Origin of the sequence: Streptomyces sp. WAC06614 (genome assembly GCF_003949795.1) — a bacterium.
Taxonomy (GTDB): domain Bacteria; phylum Actinomycetota; class Actinomycetes; order Streptomycetales; family Streptomycetaceae; genus Streptomyces.
In genome coordinates, this window is record NZ_RPRY01000019.1 from 1 (window position 1) to 22,241 (window position 22,241).

Annotated in this window: 19 protein-coding genes; 8 read left to right on the forward strand and 11 right to left on the reverse strand. The window is 71.2% G+C overall.

Annotation, left to right across the window (positions count from 1 at the left end; all coding sequences use genetic code 11):
* The first annotated feature begins 219 nt into the window (after positions 1-219).
* The 5 genes from EF918_RS04460 (at position 220) to EF918_RS04480 (ending at position 6,757) form a co-directional block, all read left to right on the forward strand.
* The gene (locus EF918_RS04460) at positions 220-879 is read left to right on the forward strand and encodes a response regulator transcription factor (protein WP_312847809.1); all 660 of its coding nucleotides are present in this window, start codon (positions 220-222) and stop codon (positions 877-879) included.
* Positions 880-1,027: 148 nt separating this feature from the next.
* Positions 1,028-2,983, forward strand: a complete 1,956-nt coding sequence (locus EF918_RS04465) for a 2-oxoacid:acceptor oxidoreductase subunit alpha (protein WP_125641022.1) — start codon at positions 1,028-1,030, stop codon at positions 2,981-2,983.
* Complete coding sequence (locus EF918_RS04470) at positions 2,976-4,049, forward strand: 2-oxoacid:ferredoxin oxidoreductase subunit beta (protein WP_125641025.1); 1,074 nt, start codon at positions 2,976-2,978, stop codon at positions 4,047-4,049. Before EF918_RS04465 ends, EF918_RS04470 begins: the two co-directional genes overlap by 8 nt.
* Before the next feature lie 214 nt (positions 4,050-4,263).
* On the forward strand, positions 4,264-5,247 hold the full coding sequence (gene rarD / locus EF918_RS04475) for an EamA family transporter RarD (protein ID WP_125641028.1): 984 nt from the start codon (positions 4,264-4,266) through the stop codon (positions 5,245-5,247).
* Positions 5,248-5,437: 190 nt separating this feature from the next.
* Positions 5,438-6,757 carry a M28 family metallopeptidase gene (locus tag EF918_RS04480; RefSeq protein WP_125641032.1) on the forward strand — a complete coding sequence of 440 codons (1,320 nt, stop codon included), beginning with the start codon at positions 5,438-5,440 and terminating at the stop codon, positions 6,755-6,757.
* 1 nt (position 6,758) lies between these two features.
* Here EF918_RS04480 and EF918_RS04485 read toward each other — a convergent pair whose 3' ends face one another.
* From EF918_RS04485 to EF918_RS04500, 4 genes are all read right to left on the reverse strand, one after another.
* Positions 6,759-7,181 carry a hypothetical protein gene (locus tag EF918_RS04485; protein WP_260609772.1) on the reverse strand — a complete coding sequence of 141 codons (423 nt, stop codon included), beginning with the start codon at positions 7,179-7,181 and terminating at the stop codon, positions 6,759-6,761.
* On the reverse strand, positions 7,178-7,381 hold the full coding sequence (locus EF918_RS04490; protein ID WP_125641035.1) for a hypothetical protein: 204 nt from the start codon (positions 7,379-7,381) through the stop codon (positions 7,178-7,180). The genes EF918_RS04485 and EF918_RS04490 overlap by 4 nt, the downstream gene beginning before the upstream one ends.
* A gap of 82 nt (positions 7,382-7,463) precedes the next feature.
* A complete protein-coding gene (locus EF918_RS04495; protein WP_125641038.1) occupies positions 7,464-8,711 on the reverse strand; it encodes a DUF2092 domain-containing protein in 1,248 nt (415 codons plus the stop codon).
* 238 nt (positions 8,712-8,949) lie between these two features.
* Positions 8,950-9,960, reverse strand: coding sequence for a polyprenyl synthetase family protein (locus EF918_RS04500; RefSeq protein ID WP_125641042.1), 1,011 nt, complete (start codon positions 9,958-9,960; stop codon positions 8,950-8,952).
* Positions 9,961-10,194: 234 nt separating this feature from the next.
* On the opposite strand from EF918_RS04500, the gene EF918_RS04505 reads away from it, so the two are divergent.
* Positions 10,195-12,213, forward strand: coding sequence for a CocE/NonD family hydrolase (locus EF918_RS04505; RefSeq protein WP_125641045.1), 2,019 nt, complete (start codon positions 10,195-10,197; stop codon positions 12,211-12,213).
* 145 nt (positions 12,214-12,358) lie between these two features.
* On the opposite strand, the gene EF918_RS04510 is transcribed toward EF918_RS04505, so the two are convergent.
* On the reverse strand, positions 12,359-13,165 hold the full coding sequence (locus EF918_RS04510; RefSeq protein WP_185921590.1) for an HAD family hydrolase: 807 nt from the start codon (positions 13,163-13,165) through the stop codon (positions 12,359-12,361).
* 139 nt (positions 13,166-13,304) lie between these two features.
* On the opposite strand from EF918_RS04510, the gene fahA reads away from it, so the two are divergent.
* The gene (gene fahA, locus EF918_RS04515; RefSeq protein ID WP_125641051.1) at positions 13,305-14,546 is read left to right on the forward strand and encodes a fumarylacetoacetase; all 1,242 of its coding nucleotides are present in this window, start codon (positions 13,305-13,307) and stop codon (positions 14,544-14,546) included.
* Positions 14,547-14,673: 127 nt separating this feature from the next.
* Positions 14,674-15,261 carry a hypothetical protein gene (locus EF918_RS04520; protein WP_125641054.1) on the forward strand — a complete coding sequence of 196 codons (588 nt, stop codon included), beginning with the start codon at positions 14,674-14,676 and terminating at the stop codon, positions 15,259-15,261.
* Between the two features lie 74 nt (positions 15,262-15,335).
* Here the strand turns inward: EF918_RS04520 and nuoN are convergent, their stop codons facing one another.
* Genes nuoN through nuoI form a run of 6 tightly spaced genes read right to left on the reverse strand, consistent with a single transcriptional unit; the run spans position 15,336 to position 22,240 of the window.
* Positions 15,336-16,985, reverse strand: a complete 1,650-nt coding sequence (gene nuoN, locus EF918_RS04525; RefSeq protein WP_125641057.1) for an NADH-quinone oxidoreductase subunit NuoN — start codon at positions 16,983-16,985, stop codon at positions 15,336-15,338.
* Positions 16,982-18,580, reverse strand: coding sequence for an NADH-quinone oxidoreductase subunit M (locus EF918_RS04530; RefSeq protein ID WP_125641060.1), 1,599 nt, complete (start codon positions 18,578-18,580; stop codon positions 16,982-16,984). The genes nuoN and EF918_RS04530 overlap by 4 nt, the downstream gene beginning before the upstream one ends.
* 1 nt (position 18,581) lies before the next feature.
* The gene (nuoL, locus tag EF918_RS04535) at positions 18,582-20,522 is read right to left on the reverse strand and encodes an NADH-quinone oxidoreductase subunit L (RefSeq protein WP_125641063.1); all 1,941 of its coding nucleotides are present in this window, start codon (positions 20,520-20,522) and stop codon (positions 18,582-18,584) included.
* Positions 20,523-20,535: 13 nt separating this feature from the next.
* The gene (gene nuoK, locus EF918_RS04540) at positions 20,536-20,835 is read right to left on the reverse strand and encodes an NADH-quinone oxidoreductase subunit NuoK (RefSeq protein WP_125641067.1); all 300 of its coding nucleotides are present in this window, start codon (positions 20,833-20,835) and stop codon (positions 20,536-20,538) included.
* Positions 20,832-21,650 (reverse strand): NADH-quinone oxidoreductase subunit J, encoded by an 819-nt coding sequence (locus tag EF918_RS04545; RefSeq protein WP_125641141.1) that lies wholly within the window; start codon positions 21,648-21,650, stop codon positions 20,832-20,834. The genes nuoK and EF918_RS04545 overlap by 4 nt, the downstream gene beginning before the upstream one ends.
* A gap of 5 nt (positions 21,651-21,655) precedes the next feature.
* Positions 21,656-22,240, reverse strand: coding sequence for an NADH-quinone oxidoreductase subunit NuoI (nuoI, locus tag EF918_RS04550; protein WP_125641070.1), 585 nt, complete (start codon positions 22,238-22,240; stop codon positions 21,656-21,658).
* Position 22,241: the final 1 nt, after the last annotated feature.

The window sequence follows — 22,241 nt, forward strand, 5'->3', positions numbered from 1 at the left end:
GTCCGCGCCCTCGTCACCGTCGACCAGGTGCTGATCCGGGGCCTGCTCGGCCCGTCCCGGCTGGACTCGCGGGTCACCGAGCTGGAGACGGACCGAGGCGTCGTCGTGGACACCGCCGCCGCCGACCGGCATGCTTGGCACAGCGTGCGCCGTGGAGCGCCGTGGAGTGCCGTGCGTGTCGATCGAGGGAACAGGAGCACCGGAGCCGTGGAGGACAGGGTGCGGGTGGTCATCGCCGAGGATTCCGTGCTGTTGCGCGAGGGTCTGACCCGGTTGCTGACCGACCGGGGGCATGACGTCGTGGCCGGCGTCGGGGACGCGGAGGCCCTGCTCAAGACGGTGTCCGACCTGGCGGGGCAGGACGCGCTGCCCGACGTGGTGGTGGCCGACGTACGGATGCCGCCCACCCATACGGACGAGGGCGTCCGGGCGGCCGTGGAGCTGCGCCGGGAGCATCCGGGCATAGGCGTGCTGGTGCTGTCGCAGTACGTGGAGGAGCGCTACGCCACCGAACTCCTGGCCGGTTCCAGCACCGGAGTGGGCTATCTGCTCAAGGATCGGGTAGCCGACGTTCGAGAGTTCCTTGACGCCGTGGTGAGAGTGGCCCGGGGCGGAACCGCCCTGGATCCCGAGGTCGTGGCCCAGCTCCTGGGCCGTAGCCGCAGGCAGGACGTGCTGGCGGGGCTGACCCCCCGGGAGCGCGAGGTACTGGGCCTGATGGCTGAAGGCCGCACCAATTCGGCCGTTGCCCGGCAGCTTGTGGTCAGTGACGGCGCGGTCGAGAAGCACGTGAGCAATATCTTCATGAAGCTGGGCCTCTCACCGAGTGAGGGGGATCACCGCCGCGTGCTGGCCGTCCTCACCTATCTGAACTCATGAGTAGCTGACACACTGTCAGATCAGGTTTTTCAGGCCGGTCGGGCGACCGTCTCATTCGGAGTTCCACCATGTGAGAGGTCCAGGGAAGGGCACCCTTACGGACGTAGGGTTGGCCTTGGAACCCATGCCTCGAAGGAGGTCCAGTTCAGTGACCAGCCAGGTCAGTAGCCCAGCCGAGCACGCCGACGGCGCGGAGGGGACAGAAGGGGCTGTTGTCGGTGGACAGCGTTCGCCCGAGGGGGCGGGCGGCAAGGAGGTACGGCGCCTCGATCGCGTGATCATCCGGTTCGCGGGTGACTCGGGTGACGGGATGCAGCTCACCGGTGACCGGTTCACGTCGGAGACGGCTTCCTTCGGGAACGACCTGTCGACGCTGCCGAACTTCCCGGCCGAGATCCGGGCGCCCGCCGGCACCCTGCCGGGCGTGTCCTCGTTCCAGCTCCACTTCGCCGACCACGACATCCTCACTCCGGGTGACGCCCCGAACGTCCTGGTGGCGATGAATCCGGCCGCGCTCAAGGCGAACCTCGCCGACGTGCCGCGCGGGGCGGAGATCATCATCAACACGGACGAGTTCACCAAGCGCCCGATGGCCAAGGTGGGCTACGAGACCTCCCCGCTGGAGGACGGGTCGCTCGACGCCTACAACGTCCATCCGGTGCCGTTGACGACCCTCACCGTGGAGGCGTTGAAGGAGTTCGGGCTGTCGCGGAAGGAGGCCGAGCGGAGCAAGAACATGTTCGCGCTGGGTCTGCTGTCGTGGATGTACCACCGGCCGACGGAGGGCACGGAGAAGTTCCTGCGGCAGAAGTTCGCGAAGAAGCCGGAGATCGCCGAGGCGAACGTGGCGGCGTTCCGGGCGGGCTGGAACTTCGGGGAGACCACCGAGGACTTCGCCGTCTCCTACGAGGTCGCCCCGGCCACCGCCGCGTTCCCGACGGGTACGTACCGCAACATCTCCGGCAACCTGGCGCTGGCCTACGGTCTGATCGCCGCGTCCCGGCAGGCCGATCTGCCGCTCTACCTGGGCTCTTACCCGATCACGCCGGCCTCGGACATCCTGCACGAGCTGTCGAAGCACAAGAACTTCGGGGTGCGGACCTTCCAGGCCGAGGACGAGATCGCCGGGATCGGCGCCGCCCTGGGCGCCGCCTTCGGCGGGGCGCTGGCGGTCACCACCACCTCCGGGCCGGGCGTGGCACTGAAGTCGGAGACGATCGGGCTGGCGGTGTCGCTGGAGCTGCCGCTGCTGGTCGTGGACATCCAGCGCGGTGGCCCGTCGACGGGTCTGCCGACCAAGACCGAGCAGGCGGACCTGCTGCAGGCGATGTACGGGCGCAACGGTGAGGCGCCGGTGCCGGTGGTGGCGCCGCGGACCCCGGCGGACTGCTTCGACGCCGCGCTGGACGCGGCCCGGATCGCGCTGACCTACCGCACGCCAGTGTTCCTGCTGTCCGACGGCTATCTGGCCAACGGTTCCGAGCCGTGGCGGATCCCGGACCCGGCGGACCTGCCGGACCTGCGTACGAGGTTCGCGACCGGCCCGAACCACACGCTGGCCGACGGCACCGAGGTGTTCTGGCCCTACAAGCGGGACCCGCAGACCCTGGCCCGTCCGTGGGCGGTGCCGGGCACGCCGGGGCTGGAGCACCGGATCGGCGGGATCGAGAAGCAGGACGGCACGGGCAACATCTCCTACGACCCGGCCAACCACGACTTCATGGTCCGTACCCGCCAGGCCAAGATCGACGGCATCGAGGTCCCCGACCTGACGGTCGACGACCCCTCCGGCGACGCCCGCACCCTCGTCCTGGGCTGGGGCTCCACCTACGGCCCCATCACCGCCGCGGTACGGCGGCTGCGGAGCGCCGGCTCCCCCATCGCGCAGGCGCACCTGCGCCACCTCAACCCCTTCCCGGGCAATCTCGGCGAGGTCCTCGGGCGGTACGACAAGGTCGTGGTGCCGGAGATGAACCTGGGGCAGCTCGCCCACCTGGTGCGGGCGAAGTACCTGGTCGACGCCCAGTCGTACCACCAGGTCAACGGCATGCCCTTCAAGGCGGAACAGCTCGCGAAGGTCCTGAAGGAGGCCATCAATGACTGAGGTCACGGTTCCGGCCGGCAGCCCACTCCTGTCCCTCGTGCCCAAGGCCGAGGGCAAGCAGTCCATGAAGGACTTCAAGTCGGACCAGGAGGTCCGCTGGTGCCCGGGCTGCGGGGACTACGCCGTCCTGGCCGCGGTCCAGGGCTTCATGCCGGAGCTGGGCCTGGCCAAGGAGAACATCGTCTTCGTCTCCGGCATCGGCTGCTCCTCCCGCTTCCCGTACTACATGAACACCTACGGGATGCACTCCATCCACGGCCGCGCCCCCGCCATCGCCACCGGCCTGGCCACCTCCCGGCGCGACCTGTCCGTCTGGGTCGTCACCGGCGACGGCGACGCCCTCTCCATCGGCGGCAACCACCTCATCCACGCCCTGCGCCGCAACGTCAACCTCAAGATCCTGCTGTTCAACAACCGGATCTACGGCCTCACCAAGGGCCAGTACTCCCCCACCTCCGAACTCGGCAAGATCACCAAGTCCACCCCCATGGGGTCCCTGGACGCCCCCTTCAACCCCGTCTCCCTCGCCCTGGGCGCCGAGGCCTCCTTCGTCGCCCGCACCGTCGACTCCGACCGCAAGCACCTCACCGAGGTCCTGCGCGCCGCCGCCGACCACAACGGCACCGCCCTGATCGAGATCTACCAGAACTGCAACATCTTCAACGACGGCGCCTTCGAGGTCCTCAAGGACCAGGAGCAGGCCCAGGAGGCCGTGATCCGGCTGGAGCACGGCAAGCCGATCCGGTTCGGGGCCGACGGCCACAAGGGCGTGGTCCGGGACCAGGCCACCGGCGACCTCCAGGTCGTGGAGGTCACCCCCGAGAACGAGGCGCGGATCCTGGTCCACGACGCGCACGCCGCGTCCCCGACCACCGCCTTCGCCCTCTCCCGCCTCGCCGACCCCGACACGCTGTTCCAGACCCCGATCGGGGTCTTCCGCAGCATCGAGCGGCCCGTCTACGACACGCTGATGGCCGAGCAGCTCAACACGGCGGTCGAGCAGAACGGCAAGGGCGACCTGGCCGCGCTGCTGGCCGGCAACGACACCTGGACCGTCGTGGGCTGACCGGCACCACCCCGGCACCCACGGAGAACCGGACACCCGGACACCCGGACACCACGCGGAGGGGCCCGGAGCGCGCACGGCGCTCCGGGCCCCTCCGCGTCCCGTCCCGGTGCGGTCGAGCAGATGTCATGACTGTCTCCGTTGTACGGGCATGACATCCGGGCCTCCCGGCGCTACCTTCGTGAGGTTGGCTTGAACTCGCCCAGGAGGCCACGTGAAGGCAGAGACCACCGAGCAGCGCGCCGGCCTGCTCTACGGATTCGGCGCGTACGGGATGTGGGGTCTGGTGCCCCTGTTCTGGCCACTGCTGAAGCCCGCCGGAGCCGTCGAGATCCTCGCCCACCGGATGACCTGGTCACTGGGCGTCGTCGCCCTGATCCTGCTCGTGATGCGCCGCTGGGGCTGGATGCGCGAGCTGCTCGCGGAGCCGCGCAAGCTGGCCCTGACCGCGCTGGCCGCCACCGTGATCACCGTGAACTGGGGCGTCTACATCTGGTCCGTGAACCACGGCGCGGTCGTCGAGTCCAGCCTCGGCTACTTCATCAACCCGCTGGTCAGCATCGCCCTCGGGGTCCTGCTCCTCGGTGAGCGGCTGCGCCGGGCCCAGTGGGTGGCGGTCGGCATCTGCATCGTGGCGGTGGCGGTCCTGGCCGTCGGCTACGGGCGGCCGCCGTGGATCTCGCTGGTGCTGGCCTTCTCGTTCGGGACGTACGGGCTGATCAAGAAGAAGATCAACATGGGCGGTCTGGAGTCGCTGGCGGCCGAGACCGCCGTGCAGTTCCTGCCGGCCCTGGCCTACCTGCTCTGGCTGGGCTCGCGGGGCGAGTCGACGTTCACCACCGGGGGCACCGGGCACGCGGCCCTGCTGGCCGCGACCGGCCTGGTCACGGCGGTGCCGCTGATCTGCTTCGGCGCCGCGGCGATCCGGGTCCCGCTGTCCACGCTCGGCCTGTTGCAGTACCTCGCGCCGGTGTTCCAGTTCAGCCTCGGCGTCCTGTACTTCCACGAGGCCATGCCGCCCGAGCGGTGGGCCGGCTTCTCGCTGGTCTGGCTCGCGCTGACGGTCCTCACCTGGGACGCCCTGCGCACGGCCCACCGGTCCCGGCTCGCGCTGGCCGCGACCGCCGCCACGGCGACCGCACCGTCCGCCCCTGCCGCCTCTCCCGCCCCGACGAAGGCCGCGCGCGAACCGGCGTAGATCCGCCCCCCTCCGCCCCACGGTCCCCGCTACGCAGCATGCGTAGCGGGGATCGTCCGTTATGCGAACTACGCTGACCGAATCGCGACCTTGACGGTCTGTCATACCGTCGCTGACGATCGGGCTCGCACTGACGCTCCAACCTCGTACGTTCCGTTCCCATCCCCGTTCGGAATCACGGAGCCCCCACATGAGCCTCTCCGTCTCCCGGCGGCTGGCCGCGGTGACCGCGTTCGCGGTCGCCGGCCTGTTCGCCTCCACCGCCCCCGCGGCCCTCGCCGCGCCGACGGCCGTCACGGCGGCGCCCACGCCGCCCGACATCCCGGTGGCCAACGTCAAGGCCCACCTGGCGCAGTTCCAGTCCATCGCCACCAGCAACGGCGGCAACCGCGCCCACGGCCGCGCGGGCTACAAGGCCTCGCTCGACTACGTGAAGGCCAAGCTGGACGCGGCCGGCTACACGACCACGATCCAGACCTTCACCTCCTCCGGCGCCACCGGCTACAACCTGATCGCCGACTGGCCCGGCGGCGACCCCAACTCCGTGCTGATGGCCGGCTCGCACCTGGACTCGGTCACCTCCGGCCCCGGCATCAACGACAACGGCTCCGGCTCGGCCGCCGTCCTGGAGACGGCCCTGGCGGTCTCGCGGGCCGGCCTGCAGCCCACCAAGCACCTGCGGTTCGGCTGGTGGGGCGCGGAGGAGCTGGGCCTGGTCGGGTCGAAGTACTACGTGAACAACCTGCCGAGCGCCGAGCGCGCGAAGATCTCCGGCTACCTGAACTTCGACATGATCGGCTCGCCGAACCCGGGCTACTTCGTCTACGACGACGACCCGACGATCGAGCAGACCTTCAAGACGTACTTCGCGGGCCTGAACATCCCCACGGAGATCGAGACCGAGGGTGACGGCCGCTCCGACCACGCGCCGTTCAAGAACGTCGGCATACCCGTCGGCGGCCTGTTCACCGGCGCCGACTACACCAAGACCGCGGCCCAGGCCCAGAAGTGGGGCGGCACCGCCGGCCAGGCCTTCGACCGCTGCTACCACTCGTCCTGCGACACCACGGCGAACATCAACGACACCGCCCTGGACCGCAACAGCGACGCCATCGCCTACGCGATCTGGAACCTGGGCGCCGGCACCACGGTCCCGCCCGGCCCCTCGTTCGAGAACACCACGGACGTGACCATCCCGGACTCCCCCGGTGCCGCGGTGACCTCGCCGATCACGGTCTCCGGTGTCGCGGGCAACGCCCCGGCCACCACCAAGGTCGACGTCAACATCGTCCACACCTACCGCGGTGACCTGGTGATCGACCTGATCGCCCCGGACGGGACGGCCTACCGGCTGAAGAACTCCTCCAGCTCGGACTCGGCCGACAACGTGATCGCGTCCTACACGGTCAACGCCTCCAGCGAGGTCGCCAACGGCGTCTGGAAGCTCCAGGTCAAGGACGTGGCCGCGGTGGACGTCGGCTACATCAACAGCTGGAAGATCACCTTCTGACTCAGCCCGGCACCTCACCCGGAGCCGTCGCCGCGTCCAGCGGCGGCGGCTCCTGTATGTGCGCGCGCAGTTCCTCGGCCACGGCCGCCACGTCCGCGCGGCCCAGCTTGGCCGCCTCCACCAGGTCGCCGAGCACCTCGGGCGAGGGGAGCTGCTCGGCGCCCGCCACCCGCAGGTACGAGCGGGTGGCGGCGGCCGCGTAGAACTCGTTCATCGGCGACTCCAGCGCCGGGCACACCGCGAGCGTGTGCAGGAACGCCGCGGCCCGCCACGCGATGTCGGGGGCGGGCTGCTCCGGTACGAGCACCAGGTCGCTCTGGTGCCGGGCGACGGCGGCCTCCACCCCGGAGGGGTCCCACACGGCGGGGTCGGACGGGAGGTGGTGGGCCAGAGCGGTCCAGGCCCACTCCATCGTGATCTTCAATTGCCGAACCGTTCCTGGAAGTAGCCCCAGTGGACCGCGAACTCCTCTATGCCGGACAGGAAGTCCTTGCGGTCCTCGTCCAGTTCGCGTTCCGTGACCTCGGTGATCAGCGCGGACACGGTCGTCCCCAGGGCCGCCGCACGCGCCTTGAGGCGGTCGTGGAACTCCTCGTCCAGGCGGATGGTGACGTGTCTCGACATGCCGTTCACGGTACGGCACGCCGATGGGCCGGGACACCCGGTCCCGGCCCATCGGCTCCTCCTGGCGGTACGGTCGCCCGTGCTACTTGTTCGCCTCGGCCGCCTTCACCAGCGCGTCCTTGGTGACGGCGCCGACGTAGACCTTGCCGTCGTCCGTGACCAGGGCGTTGACCAGGCGGGTCGACAGGACGCGGCCCTCGCCGAAGCTCCCGGAGACCTTCTCGCCGAGGGAGCTCAGGAAGTCCTTGGCCTGCTTCGGCGCGTTCTTGTCGTTCTCCAGCTCCTTCAGGCCCTTGCCCGTGCCGGAGTCGATGCGGGCGATGGTGGACCAGCCCTCACCGATGACCTTGGTCTCGCCGCCCTTGCCGCCGGCGCCGGCCAGGCCGTCGAACCCGGGCAGCATCTCCAGGCCCTTGAAGCCCTTGTCGGCGTCCTTGCCGGCGTGGTCCCCGGCGCGGTGCTCGCCGCCGCCCTCGGTGATCTTCGCGCCCTTGGGCGGGGTGAAGTCGAAGGTGCCGGCCGCAGGGGCGGCGAAGTCCACCTTGGTGAAGCCCGCGTCCACGATCGGCTTGCCGCCCTGGCTGGACAGCAGCTGGAAGCGCAGCGGCACGCCGTTCTTGGCGTCGACGGCGATCTGGACCGAACCGACCGTGGAACCGGCCTGCTTGGGCTTGAGCACCAGCTGGTACGCGTCCCGGCCGGCCACCTGCGCGCTCTCGCCGACGCTCACCTCGGTGGTCGGGCCGGCGGCCTTGAGGGCCTCCTCGGCGAACTGCTGGGGCGTCGTCGGCATCCGGTCCGCGGTCTTGTGCTCCTTGCCGGACTTGCCGTCCTTGCCGCCCTTGCCCTTCTCGCCCTGGCCGGCGTACGGGTCCTTCTCGTGGAAGACCTCGTCGGACTTGGAGTCGTAGCCCCAGACGTCCGCGCCGTTGTGGACGAGGCTGTACTCGTCCTTGCCGTCGAGGAAGGTCACCTTCTGCCGGTCCGGGCCGTCCGCGGCCACCTTGAAGGTGTGGGAGCCGCTCGCCAGCTGCGCGAGCTTGTCCTCGGGCGCGGCCGAGCCGCCGGTCATCCCGGCGCCGCCCAGCAGCCCGCTCGCGATCTTCGGCAGCCCGAGGTCGGTGGTGACCCTGGCCGTGCCGGACAGCTGTTGCACGTCCGAGGCCGCGATCTTCTCGATGAGCTGCTGCGCCGTGATCTTCGGCAGGTCCGGGCTGCCGGCGTTCGCGAAGGCCGGGACCATCGCGACGGTCGCCGCGGCCACGCCCGCCACCGCGACCGGTACGGCGTACCGCGCGGCCTTGCGAGAAGTCTTCGTGCTGCCTGCCATGTCAGTGACCTGCCCTCTGTGTTTGGGGCGACGACCCCCGTGTCGCCGCGCTCACCCGATCCGGTGGGGTTGGTACATCCATGGGACCAAACCCGGACGGGTCGGGGCGTCAGCCCGCGGAGCCAACTCCGCGTACAACCCTGGGATGACACGACGCGGCCCCTGCGCCCTCCTCCCGTAGGGGTAGGGAGGGGGCGGAGGGGCCTGTACGTGCTCTCACCCGGCGGTCGGCCGGCCGTCAGCCGGCGCGGTGCACCACCGCGTCGCACAGCTCCACCAGGGCCGCCTTCGCGGTGCACTCCGGCAGCGGTGCCAGCAGCGCCCGCGCGTCCTCGGCGTAGCGCACGGTGTCCCGGCGGGCCTGCTCCAGGGCGGGGTGCGCGCGCAGCCGCGCCAGGGCCTCGGCGTGCCGGGCGTCGTCCGTCAGGTCGCCCTCCAGCAAGCGTACGAGGTCCAGGTCCTCGGCCCGGCCCTCGCGGGCGGCCGCCTCGCGCAGCCGGAGCACGGGCAGGGTGGCGATGCCCTCGCGCAGGTCGGTGCCGGGGGTCTTGCCGGACTCGTGGGAGTCGGAGGCCACGTCCAGGACGTCGTCGGCGAGCTGGAAGGCCAGGCCCAGCCGCTCGCCGTACTGCGTGAGGATGTCGACCACGCGCTCGTCGGCGCCGGACATCATGGCGCCGAAGCGGCAGGCGACCGCGACGAGCGAACCGGTCTTGCCGGCCATGACCTCCAGGTAGTGCTCCACCGGGTCGCGGCCGTCGCGCGGGCCCGCGGTCTCCAGGATCTGGCCGGTGACCAGGCGTTCGAACGCCTCGGCCTGGATGCGGACGGCCTCCGGGCCGAGGTCCGCCAGAATGTGTGAGGCGCGGGCGAACAGAAAGTCACCCGTCAGGACGGCAACGGAGTTGCCCCAGCGCGCGTTGGCGCTGTCGACGCCGCGCCGGACCTCCGCCTCGTCCATGACGTCGTCGTGGTACAGCGTGGCGAGGTGGGTCAGCTCCACGACCACCGCGGAGGGCACGATGCCCGGCGCGTAGGGGTCGCCGAACTGCGCGGCCAGCATCACCAGCAGGGGGCGGAAGCGCTTGCCTCCGGCCCGCACCAGGTGCTGGGCGGCCTCGGTGATGAAGGGGACTTCGCTCTTGGTGGCCTCCAGCAGACCCGCCTCGACGGCGGCCAGTCCCGCCTGGACATCGGTCTCGAGAGCCTGGTCCCGCACGCTCAGTCCGAACGGCCCGACGACGGTCACGAGGGGTACTCCTGTCTGCTGCCGATCACGTTGACGATCACCTGGATTGTCGATGTGTCGCTGCCATCACTCAAGCCAGCGTATCCCGTCCGTTTTCGATCACGGAGAGCGCCTGTCCGGTCCTGTCGGGAGCTCCGCCCGAAGGGCCCCGGTATGTTCGTGAACGGCGCAATTCTTCACCTGTATCCGGAGAGCGTGTTTCGTCCAGAACCCTGACCGAAGGGTACGGAAAGCATGGTCCACCTCGTCCCCGTCGCCGGCGGCACCACCCATGACGACGTCCGCATCCCCCTGCCCGACGGGACCCGCCTCTACGCCCGGATCTGGCGGCCGCTGACCGAGGAGCCGGTGCCGGCCCTGCTGGAGTACACGCCGTACCGGCTCACCGACCGTACCGCCGCGCGCGACGCCCAGCGCCACCCCTGGTACGCCGGCCACGGCTACGCCTCCGTACGGGTGGACGTGCGCGGGCACGGCAACAGCGGCGGACGGCCGGGGGACGTGCACGACGCGCAGGAGCTGGCCGACGGGGTGGCGGTGGTGGAGTGGCTGGCGCGACAGCCGTGGTGCACGGGCAAGGTGGGGATGTTCGGGATCTCCTGGGGCGGCGCCGTCGCCCTGCGGATCGCGGCCCTGGCGCCGGAGCCGCTGGAGGCGGTCGTGACGGTCTGCGCCACCGACGACCGCTTCGACGACGACGTCCACTACACGGGCGGCTCGCTGCTCGCCGTGGACATGCACGCGTGGGCCGCGGCCGTGCTGGCGTTCACCGCCCGGCCCCCGGACCCGCGGTACGCGGGCGAGGACTGGCGGCAGCAGTGGCTGGGCCGCCTGGAGGCGGTGGAGCCGCTGCTGCACACCTGGCTGGCGCACCAGACCCGGGACGACTACTGGCGCCGCGGCGGCGTCCGCGAGGACTACGGGGCCGTGCGCGCCGCCGTCCTGGCCGTGGGCGGCTGGCACGACCCCTACCGGGACGCGGTGCTGCGGCTGGTCGAGCACCTGCCGGCCGAGCGGGTGCGCGGGATCGTCGGGCCCTGGTCGCACCAGTACCCGGACCGGGCGCAGCCGCCCGGACCGGCGATCGGCTTCCTCCAGGAGACGCTGCGGTGGTGGGACCACTGGCTCAAGGGGGTGGACACGGGGGTGGCGGCGGACCCGCTGCTGCGCTCGTGGATCAGCGACGCCCACCGCCCGGCGACGACGTACGAGGTCCTGCCCGGCCGCTGGGTCGCGGACCCGGCCTGGCCCTCGCCGCAGGTCACCCCGGTGGCGTACGGCCTGCGGGGCGAGCCGGTACGGGTGGCGTCGCCTCAGCACACGGGGCTGGACGCGGGCCGCTTCCTCCCGCTCGGCAACGAGGCGGACCTGCCGCCGGACCAGCGGGAGGAGGACGCGAAGTCGGCGTGCTTCGAGTTCGCCGTGCCCGCCGACGCCCCGCTGGAGATCCTGGGCCACCCCCGGGTGACGCTGCGGCTGCGGATGGACGTGCCGTACGGGCAGGTCGCGGCCCGGCTGTGCGACGTGGCGCCCGACGGCGCCTCGACGCTGGTCACGCGGGGCGTGCTGAACCTGTCGGCGCGCCGGGGGCCGGACCGGGCGGTGCCGTGGACCCCGCCGGGGGCGGAGGAAGAGGTGTCGTTCGCGCTGCACGCGATCGGGCACGCCTTCGCGCCCGGGCACCGGATCCGGCTGGCGCTGTCCTCGGCGTACTGGCCGTGGGTGTGGCCGCGGGCCGGGTCGGAGGCCGGGTGGACGCTGGTGCCGGGGGCGAGCGCGCTGGAGCTGCCGGTACGGGCGCGGTCCGCGGCCGATGCGCGGGTGCGCTTCGAGCCGCCCGAGCAGGCGGAGCCGCTGGGGGTGTCGGTGCCGGTGACGCTGGACGAGCCGGGGCCGGAGCGGGTGGTGGTGCGGGACGTGGCCAAGGGTGTCCGGCGGCTGGAGGTGGACCCTCGCCCCGGCGGGACCCGGGTCCATCCGGACGGCCTGGAGGTCGAGGAGGAGGCGCGGGACGTGTACGAGATCCAGGAGTCGGACGCGTTGTCCGCGCGGGCGCGGTCGGACCGGCGGATCCGGCTGCACCGGCCCAAGCGGGGGTGGGACGTGCGGATCACGTCCCACTCGGCGCTGGCGTGCGAGGCGGGGGCGTTCGTGGCGACGAACGAGCTGGTCTGCGAGGAGGTCACGCCGGAGGGCAAGGAGGTGGTGTTCCACCGCACCTGGGAGCGGCGCCTGCCGCGTACCGCGACCTGACACGACCGGAGACCGGGGCTCCGCCCCGGACCCCGTCCGGGCGCTCCGCGCCGGGTGCGTCCAAACGCCGCACGGGCTGGATGGATCCGGCCCGCCCCGGTGCGCTCGCACGCCGGCGGGGAGCCGAGGGCGCGGTCCGCCTCCTTCAGGAGTACAGCCGCTCCAGGACCACCGCGACGCCGTCCTCCTCGTTGGACGAGGTCACCTCGTCCGCGACCGCCTTCAGTTCGCGGTGGGCGTTCGCCATCGCCACCCCGTGCCCCGACCGCGCGAACATCGGGATGTCGTTCGGCATGTCCCCGAAGGCGATGGTCTCCGGGGCGGCGATGCCCAGCCGGTCCGCGGCCAGGGCCAGGCCGCTGCCCTTGTCCACGCCCGGCGGCTGGAGCTCCACCGTGTGCTCGCCCGCCATGGTGACGTTCACCAGGTCGCCGACCACGCTCCGGGCGACCCGGGTCAACTCGTCGTCGTCCAGCTCCGGATGCTGCAGCAGCACCTTGTTGATCGGCGCCGCCCACAGCTCCGCCCGCCGGCCGACCCGCACCGTCGCCAGGTGCGGGTGCGGCATCCGGTAGCCGGGGCCCATCCGCATCTCCACGTCCACGCCCACCCGGTTGACCGCCACGTAGACCTCGCCGATCTCCGCCTCGATCTTCCCGAGTGCGACCTCCGCCAGGTCCCGGTCCAGGGCCACGGAGTGGATCACCCGCCCGCGCGCCGCGTCGTACACCTGCGCGCCCTGGCCGCACACCGCGAGCCCCCGGTACCCAAGGCCGTACAGCACGTGCCGTACCTGCGGGACCGGGCGGCCGGTGACGATGATGTGCTGGGCGCCCGCGGCGCGCGCCGTCGCGAGCGCCGTGTACGAGCGGCGTGAGACGGTGTCCCCGGCGCGCAGCAGAGTCCCGTCCAGGTCGGTGGCGATCAAGGCGTAGGGGAGGGCGGAAGTCACCCGGCAAGGATACGGACCCCCTCGGACAAGTCCTACAAATCGCGCCCCAATCCGGCCTCCCACAGACCCCACCCGCCACGTAACGTGTGGCCTGTCTCCCGGGACACCCCCGGATCGTGTGGAAAGCGAGGCGGCACCCATGCCCCAGCAGAGCCCCCTGGACGTGCCCGAGGGCGACCCGTTCGGCCCGCACAACCTGCCCTACGGCGTCTTCTCGACGGCGCGGGACACCACGCAGGACTCCGTGCGGCGCCGTATCGGTGTACGGCTCGGCGGGCATGTGATCGACGCGGGTGCGGTGGCCCTGGCGCTCGGTTCGCCGTACGCCGAAGTGCTGACCGCGCCTACGCTCAACCCCCTGCTGGCCGCCGGGCGCACCACCTGGCACGACGTGCGCCGGGCGCTCACCGCCTGGGTCACCGACCCCGGCCACCGGGCCACCGTCGAGCCGCACACGTACGCCCTCTCCGACGTCACCCTGCACCTGCCGTACGAGGTCGCCGACTACGTCGACTTCTACGCCAGCGAGCACCACGCGACCAACGTGGGCCGCATCTTCCGCCCGGACGGCGAGCCGCTCACCCCCAACTGGAAGCACCTGCCCATCGGTTACCACGGCCGCTCCGGCACGATCGTGGTCTCCGGGACCGACGTCGTACGGCCCTCCGGCCAGCGCAAGGCCCCCACCGACGCCGCGCCCGTCTTCGGGCCCTCCGTCAAGCTCGACATCGAGGCCGAGGTCGGCTTCGTCGTCGGCACCCCCTCCGCGCTCGGCTCCCCCGTCGCGCTGGGCGACTTCCGCGACCACGTCTTCGGGCTGTTCCTGCTCAACGACTGGTCCGCGCGCGACATCCAGGCCTGGGAGTACGTGCCGCTGGGCCCCTTCCTGGGCAAGTCCTTCGCCACCTCGGTCTCCGCCTGGGTGACCCCGCTGGAGGCCCTGGACGCGGCCCGGGTGGCGCCGCCGGCGCGGGACCTCCCGCTGCTGCCGTACCTGGACGACTCCGCCGAAGGCATCGAGGAGGGCGGTTTCGACCTGCGCATCACCGTCGCGATCAACGGTCAGGAGGTGGCGCACCCGCCGTTCGCCACCATGTACTGGACCGCCGCCCAGCAGCTCGCCCACATGACCGTCAACGGGGCCTCGCTGCGCACCGGTGACGTCTTCGGCTCGGGCACGGTCAGCGGCCCCGAGACGGCCCAGCGCGGTTCCCTGCTGGAGCTCACCTGGAACGGCCGCGACGCGATCGAGCTCGCCGACGGCAAGCGCACCTTCCTGGAGGACGGCGACGAGGTCACCCTGACCGCCTGGGCCCCGGGCCCGGACGGCACCCGCGTCGGGCTCGGCGAGGTGACCGGCCGCATCGTCGGCGGCCGGTAGGGAGCGCACCGGGCGCGCCCCCCATTTGGGGGCGCGCCACGTGCGGGTACGGGTCCGTCCCCCACAAGGTGGACGGAAGGGGCGGGCCGGGGAGCCCGCACCGCCTCCCTCCGGCCAAGGAGTCCCGATGCCCGCACGTCCCGTGAAGGCCGCGCTGATCGTCGCGGCAGCCGCGTCCATAGCCCTGGCCGCCGCCCAGCCGGCCGAGTCCGTCGACGGCCCCGCGCCCGACCGCCGGGACCGGCAGGCCATGCAGGACATGGCGACCGCCCTGCGGGTGACGGCCAGGTACGTGGACGAGGCGACCGCGATCAAGGACGGCTACGAGCGCCGCGACGACTGCCTCAACGACCCCAAGGGCACCGGCGCCATGGGCTACCACTACGTGAAGTGGTCCAACTGGGGCTCCACCGACCCCGCGCGCCCCACCACCTTGGTCTACGGCCCCGAGAAGGGCCCGCGCGGCGGCCGCAAGCTGTACGCCGTCGAATGGATGGTCTCCGACGGCGACCAGGACCTGACCACCAAGAACGACCGCCCGAAGATGTTCGGCCTGGACTTCGACGGGCCCATGCCCGGCCACTGGGCGGGCATGCCCAAGCACTACGACCTCCACATGTGGGCGTACAAGAAGAACCCGGCGGGCCCCTTCCACAACTGGAACCCGTCCGTCACCTGTCCCGCCGCCGCGGCCCACCCCCACGCGCACGGCTGACCCGCCGCGTCCCCGCACGGCAGCAGGGCCCGGCTCCACGGAGGAGCCGGGCCCTGCGGGCCGTGCGGTGGGGGTCAGCGGACGAAGGTGCTCGCGCTGCCCGCCAGGTCCAGGAAGTACTGGGGGAACAGCCCCAGGGCCACCGTGACCGCCACGCCGACGGCGATGGTGGTCATCGTCAGGAACGAGGGGACGGCGACGGTCGGGCCGTCCGCCTTCGGCTCGCTGAAGAACATCAGGACGATGACCCGGATGTAGAAGAACGCCGCGATCGCCGAGGAGATCACACCGACCACGACCAGGGCACCCGCGCCGCCCTCCGCCGCCGCCGAGAACACCGCGAACTTGCCCGCGAAGCCCGAGGTCAGCGGAATGCCCGCGAAGGCGAGCAGGAAGACGGCGAAGACCGCCGCGGTCAGCGGCGAACGCCGGCCCAGGCCGGCCCACTTGGACAGGTGCGTGGCCTCGCCGCCCGCGTCGCGGACCAGCGTGACCACGGCGAAGGCGCCGATGGTCACGAAGGAGTAGGCGCCCAGGTAGAACAGGACCGACGAGACGCCGTCCTTGGAGGTGGCGATCACACCCGCGAGGATGAAGCCCGCGTGGGCGATCGAGGAGTAGGCCAGCAGCCGCTTGACGTCGGTCTGGGTCACCGCGATCACGGCGCCGGCCAGCATCGTGACGATCGCCACGCCCCACATCACCGGGCGCCAGTCCCAGCGCATCCCCGGCAGGGCCACGTACAGCAGCCGCAGCAGGGCGCCGAAGGCCGCCACCTTGGTGGCCGCCGCCATGAAGCCGGTGACCGGGGTCGGGGCGCCCTGGTAGACGTCCGGGGTCCACATGTGGAACGGCACCGCGCCCACCTTGAACAGCAGGCCCATCAGCACCAGCGCCCCGCCGATCAGCAGCAGCACGTCGTTGCCCATGGTGGCGGCCAGCGCCGGGTCGATCCGGCCCACCGTGCCGTCGACCACGTCCGCGATGGCCGCGTACGAGACCGAGCCGGCGTAGCCGTACAGCAGGGCGATGCCGAACAGGAGGAAGGCGGAGGAGAAGGCACCCAGCAGGAAGTACTTCACCGCCGCCTCCTGCGACATCAGCCGCTGGCGGCGGGCGAGGGCGCAGAGGAGGTACAGCGGGAGGGAGAAGACCTCCAGCGCGACGAACAGGGTCAGCAGGTCGTTGGCCGCCGGGAAGATCAGCATGCCGGCGATCGCGAACAGGGCGAGCGGGAAGACCTCGGTGGTGGTGAAGCCGGCCTTGACCGCGGCCTGTTCGCTGTCGCTGCCCGGTACGGACGCCGCCTGCGCGGCGAAGGAGTCGATCCGCTTGCCGTGGGCGGCCGGGTCCAGGCGGCGTTCGGCGAAGGTGAAGACGGCGACCACCGACGCCAGCAGGATGGTGCCCTGGAGGAACAGCGCCGGGCCGTCCACCGCGAGGGCGCCCATCGCGGCGATCTGCGCCTTGCCGGAGGCGTACCCGGCGCCGGCGAGCGCCACCACCGCCGCGAAGGCCGCGGCCAGCGCGACGAAGGCGAGGACCACCTGGGTCACGTAGCGGGCCCTGCGCGGGACGAACGCCTCGACCAGGACGCCGACCACGGCCGCGCCGACCACGATCAGCGTGGGCGCGAGCTGGGCGTACTCGATGTGCGGGGCCGGGATCCGGTCGAGCGGATCGGCCGCCGCCGTCCACAGGCCGTGGACCGCTGTCGTGCTCACTTGGCCGCCTCCACTTCCGGCGCGGGGTCCTTCTGCTTGACGTCCGACATGGTGTGCTCCACCGCCGGGTTGACGATCTGGGTGAGCGGCTTGGGGTAGACGCCGAGGCCGATGAGCAGCACGATCAGCGGGGCCACCACCAGCAGTTCGCGCAGGCGCAGGTCCGGCATGGTGCGGACCTCCTCCTTCACCGGGCCGGTCATCGTGCGCTGGTAGAGCACCAGCGTGTAGAGCGCGGCGAGCACGATGCCGAAGGTGGCGACGATGCCGATCACCGGGTAGCGGCTGAAGGTGCCGACCAGGACCAGGAACTCGCTGACGAACGGCGCGAGGCCCGGCAGCGACAGGGTGGCGAGGCCGCCGATCAGGAAGGTGCCGGCGAGCACCGGCGCCACCTTCTGCACACCGCCGTAGTCGGCGATGAGCCGGGAACCGCGCCGCGAGATCAGGAAGCCGGCGACCAGCATCAGCGCCGCCGTCGACAGGCCGTGGTTGACCATGTAGAGGGTGGCGCCGGACTGGCCCTGGCTGGTCATCGCGAAGATGCCCAGGATGATGAACCCGAAGTGGGAGATCGAGGCGTAGGCGACCAGCCGCTTGATGTCCCGCTGCCCGACCGCGAGCAGCGCGCCGTAGACGATGCTGATCAGGGCCAGGACCAGGATCACCGGGGTGGCCCACTTGCTGGCGTCCGGGAACAGCCCGAGGCAGAAGCGGAGCATCGCGAAGGTGCCGACCTTGTCGACCACCGCGGTGATCAGGACGGCGACCGGGGCGGTGGCCTCACCCATGGCGTTGGGCAGCCAGGTGTGCAGCGGCCACAGCGGGGCCTTCACCGCGAAGGCGAAGAAGAAGCCGAGGAACAGCAGGCGTTCGGTGTTCGTCGCCATGTCCAGCGTGCCCGCGGCGCGGGCGGCGGCGATCTCCTGGAGCGAGAAGTTCCCGGCGACCACGTACAGGCCGATGACCGCGGCCAGCATGATCAGGCCGCCGACCAGGTTGTAGAGGAGGAACTTGACCGCCGCGTACGAGCGCTGCGCGGCCGCGTGCTCGTCGGTGCCCCCCGCCGCGGCAGCGGCTGATCGGGAGGAAGTGGCGCGGTCCCCGAAGCCGCCGATGAGGAAGTACATCGGGACGAGCATGGCTTCGAAGAAGACGTAGAAGAGGAAGACGTCGGTGGCCTCGAAGGAGATGACGACCATCGCCTCGACCATCAGGATCAGGGCGAAGAATCCCTGGGTGGGACGCCAGCGACGACTCTTGTTCTCCAACGGGTCGGCATCGTGCCACCCGGCCAGGATGATGAACGGGATCAGCAGGGCGGTGAGCGCGATCAGCACCACGCCGATGCCGTCCACGCCCAGGGCGTAGCGGACCCCGAAGTCCTTGATCCACCAGTGCGACTCGGTGAGCTGGTAGCGGGCGCCGCCCGGCTCGAAGCGGACCGCGACGAGCACGGCCAGCGCGAGCGTGGCGAGGGAGACCACCAGGGCCAGCCACTTCGCGGCGGTCCGGCGGGCGGCCGGGACGGCCGCCGTGAGGACCGCGCCGGCCGCGGGGACCGCGGCCGTCAGGGTGAGCAGCGGGAAACTCATCTCACACCCCCCTCATCAGGAGGGTCGCGGCGATCAGGACCGCCGTGCCCCCGAACATCGACACCGCGTAGCTGCGGGCGTAGCCGTTCTGCAGCCTGCGCAGCCGGCCCGACAGTCCGCCGACCGAGGCGGCCGTGCCGTTGACCACTCCGTCGACCAGGCTGTGGTCGACGTACACGAGCGAGCGGGTCAGGTGCTCGCCGCCGCGCACCAGCACCACGTGGTTGAAGTCGTCCTGGAGCAGGTCGCGGCGGGCGGCCCGGGTGAGGACGCTGCCGCGCGGGGCGACGACCGGGACCGGCTTGCGGCCGTACATGGCGTACGCGATCGCCACGCCGACGACCAGGGCCACGACGGTGGCGCCGGTGATGGCCGCCGCGCCGATCGGCGGGTGGCCGTGCTCGAAGGAGGTGACCGGCTCCAGCCAGGTCACGAAGGAGTTGTGGAAGCTGAACAGGGCGCCCGCGAAGACCGATCCGAAGGCCAGCACGATCATCGGGATCGTCATGGACTTCGGCGACTCGTGCGGGTGGGGCAGCTGCCCGGCGTGGTGCTCGGCGGCCGGTTCGGCGCTCGCCACCGCGTCCGCGTCGGGGGCGGGCTGCCAGCGCTTCTCGCCGAAGAAGGTCATCAGCATCACGCGGGTCATGTAGAACGCGGTGATCGCCGCGCCCAGCAGGGCGACCCCGCCCAGGATCCAGCCCTCGGTGCCGCCCTTGGCGAAGGCGGCCTCGATGATCTTGTCCTTGGACCAGAAGCCGGACAGGCCGGGGAAGCCGATGATGGCCAGGTAGCCCAGGCCGAAGGTCACGAAGGTGACCGGCATGTACTTCCGCAGGCCGCCGTACTTGCGCATGTCCACCTCGTCGTTCATGCCGTGCATGACCGACCCGGCGCCGAGGAAGAGCCCGGCCTTGAAGAAGCCGTGCGTGACCAGGTGCATGATCGCGAAGGCGTAGCCGATCGGGCCGAGGCCGGCGGCCAGCACCATGTAGCCGATCTGCGACATGGTCGAGCCGGCCAGCGCCTTCTTGATGTCGTCCTTGGCGCAACCGACGACCGCACCGAAGATCAGCGTGACCGCGCCCACGATCGCCACCACGAGCTGGGCGTCCGGCGAGGCGTTGAAGACCGCTCCGGAGCGGACGATCAGGTAGACGCCGGCGGTGACCATGGTGGCCGCGTGGATCAGGGCCGAGACCGGGGTCGGGCCCTCCATCGCGTCCCCGAGCCAGGACTGCAGCGGGACCTGCGCCGACTTGCCGCACGCGGCGAGCAGCAGCATCAGGCCGATCGCCGTCAGCGTGCCCTCGGAGGTCCTGCCGACGCTCGCCAGCACCGGCCCGAAGGTGAAGGTGCCGAACGTGGTGAACATCAGCATGATCGCGATCGACAGGCCCACGTCGCCGACCCGGTTGACCAGGAAGGCCTTCTTGGCGGCGGTGGCCGCGCTGGGCTTGTGCTGCCAGAAGCCGATGAGCAGGTACGAGGCCAGGCCCACGCCCTCCCAGCCGACGTACAGCAGCAGGTAGTTGTCGGCGAGGACCAGCAGCAGCATGGCCGCGAGGAACAGGTTCAGGTAGCCGAAGAAGCGGCGCCGGCGCTCGTCGTGCTCCATGTACCCGATCGAGTACACGTGGATGAGCGTGCCCACCCCGGTGATCAGCAGCACGAAGGTCATCGAGAGCTGGTCGAGCTGGAAGGCGACGTCCGCCCGGAAGCCCTCGACCGGGATCCAGGTCCACAGCTTCTGGTACAGGGCCCGGTCGTCGGCGCTCCTGCCGAGCATGTCCGCGAAGAGGACCACGCCGATGCCGAACGAGACGGCGGCGAGCAGGGTGCCGAGCCAGTGGCCGGTCTTGTCGAGGCGGCGGCCGCCGCAGAGCAGCACCGCCGCTCCGAGCAGGGGCGCCGCGACGAGCAGCGCAATCAGATTCTCCACTGTCAGGGACCCCTTACAGCTTCATCAGGCTGGCGTCGTCGACCGAGGCCGAGTGGCGGGTACGGAACAGCGACACGATGATCGCCAGGCCCACCACGACCTCCGCGGCGGCGACGACCATCGTGAAGAAGGCGATGACCTGCCCGTCGAGGTTGCCGTGCATCCGGGAGAAGGTGACGAACGCGAGGTTGCAGGCGTTGAGCATCAGCTCGATGCACATGAACAGCACGATCGCGTTCCGCCGGATCAGCACGCCGGCCGCGCCGATGGTGAACAGCAGCGCCGCGAGGTACAGGTAGTTGACCGGATTCACTTCGAGGCCTCCTCACGGGAGTTGTCCCGGCCCAGGCGCTCGGCCGCACGCTGCTCCAGGGCCTTGAGGTCCTCCAGCGCCTGCCCCGACACGTCGCGGACCTGGCCGCGCTCGCGCAGGGTCCGGCTGACGCTGAGGTCGGCCGGGGTGCCGTCGGGCAGCAGGGCGGGGACGTCCACGGCGTTGTGCCGGGCGTAGACGCCGGGGGCGGGCAGCGGCGGGAGCTGGACGCCCTCGCGCACGCGCCGCTCGGACAGCTCCCGCTGGGTGGCGGCCCGTTCGGTGCGCTCGCGGTGGGTGAGCACCATCGCACCGACGGCCGCGGTGATCAGCAGGGCGCCGGTGATCTCGAAGGCGAAGACGTACTTGGTGAAGATCAGCTCCGCCAGACCCTCCACCTGGCCGGCGGAGTTGACCTTGCCGAGCCCGTTGGAGTGGTTCAGCTGGGCGTGCCGGATACCGGCGACCAGCAGGATGCCGAAGCCGAGCCCGCACAGCAGGGCCAGCCAGCGCTGGCCCTTGAGGGTCTCCTTCAGCGAGTCGGCGGCGGTGACACCGACCAGCATGACCACGAACAGGAAGAGCATCATGATGGCGCCGGTGTAGACGACCACCTGGACCACGCCCAGGAAGTACGCCCCGTTGGCGAGGTAGAAGACCGCCAGGATGATCATCGTCCCGGCCAGGCACAGGGCGCTGTGCACCGCCTTCTTCATCAGGATCGTGCACAGCGCGCCGATCACGGCCACGGTGCCCAGGATCCAGAACTGCACGGCCTCACCGGTGGAGGCCGCCGCGGCGAGCGGTGCGGCCAGCGGGCTCACGCCTCCACCTCCTCTCCGGAGGGCTGCTCGCCCTTGGAGACGGCCACCTGCCGCTCGGTGCCGGGCGCGGCGCCCGTCACCTGGCCGCGGTAGTAGTCCTGCTCGTCCGTGCCGGGGAACATCGCGTGCGGGGCCTCGACCATGCCCTCGGTCAGTCCGGCCAGCAGCTGCTCCTTGGTGTAGATGAGCGAGGCGCGGCTGGAGTCGGCCAGTTCGAACTCGTTGGTCATGGTCAGCGCCCGGGTCGGGCACGCCTCGACGCACAGCCCGCACAGGATGCAGCGGGCGTAGTTGATCTGGTAGACGCGGCCGTAGCGCTCGCCCGGGGAGTAGCGCTCCTCCTCCGTGTTGTCCGCGCCCTCCACGTAGATCGCGTCGGCGGGACAGGCCCAGGCGCACAGCTCGCACCCGATGCACTTCTCCAGCCCGTCCGGATGCCGGTTGAGCTGGTGGCGTCCGTGGAAACGCGGCGCCGTGGTCTTCTTCTGCTCCGGGTACTGCTCCGTGAGCCGCTTCTTGAACATGGCCTTGAAGGTCACGCCGAAGCCGGCCACGGGGTTCTGCCACTGTTCGTCAGACACC

Coding starts and splice junctions, on each gene's coding strand:
- EF918_RS04470 (WP_125641025.1), top strand. CDS start 2,976: ATGACTGAGGTCACGGTTCCGGCCGGCAGCCCACTCCTGTCCCTCGTG.
- EF918_RS04480 (WP_125641032.1), top strand. CDS start 5,438: ATGAGCCTCTCCGTCTCCCGGCGGCTGGCCGCGGTGACCGCGTTCGCG.
- EF918_RS04490 (WP_125641035.1), bottom strand. CDS start 7,381: ATGTCGAGACACGTCACCATCCGCCTGGACGAGGAGTTCCACGACCGC.
- EF918_RS04495 (WP_125641038.1), bottom strand. CDS start 8,711: ATGGCAGGCAGCACGAAGACTTCTCGCAAGGCCGCGCGGTACGCCGTA.
- EF918_RS04505 (WP_125641045.1), top strand. CDS start 10,195: ATGGTCCACCTCGTCCCCGTCGCCGGCGGCACCACCCATGACGACGTC.
- fahA (WP_125641051.1), top strand. CDS start 13,305: ATGCCCCAGCAGAGCCCCCTGGACGTGCCCGAGGGCGACCCGTTCGGC.
- EF918_RS04520 (WP_125641054.1), top strand. CDS start 14,674: ATGCCCGCACGTCCCGTGAAGGCCGCGCTGATCGTCGCGGCAGCCGCG.
- EF918_RS04530 (WP_125641060.1), bottom strand. CDS start 18,580: ATGAGTTTCCCGCTGCTCACCCTGACGGCCGCGGTCCCCGCGGCCGGC.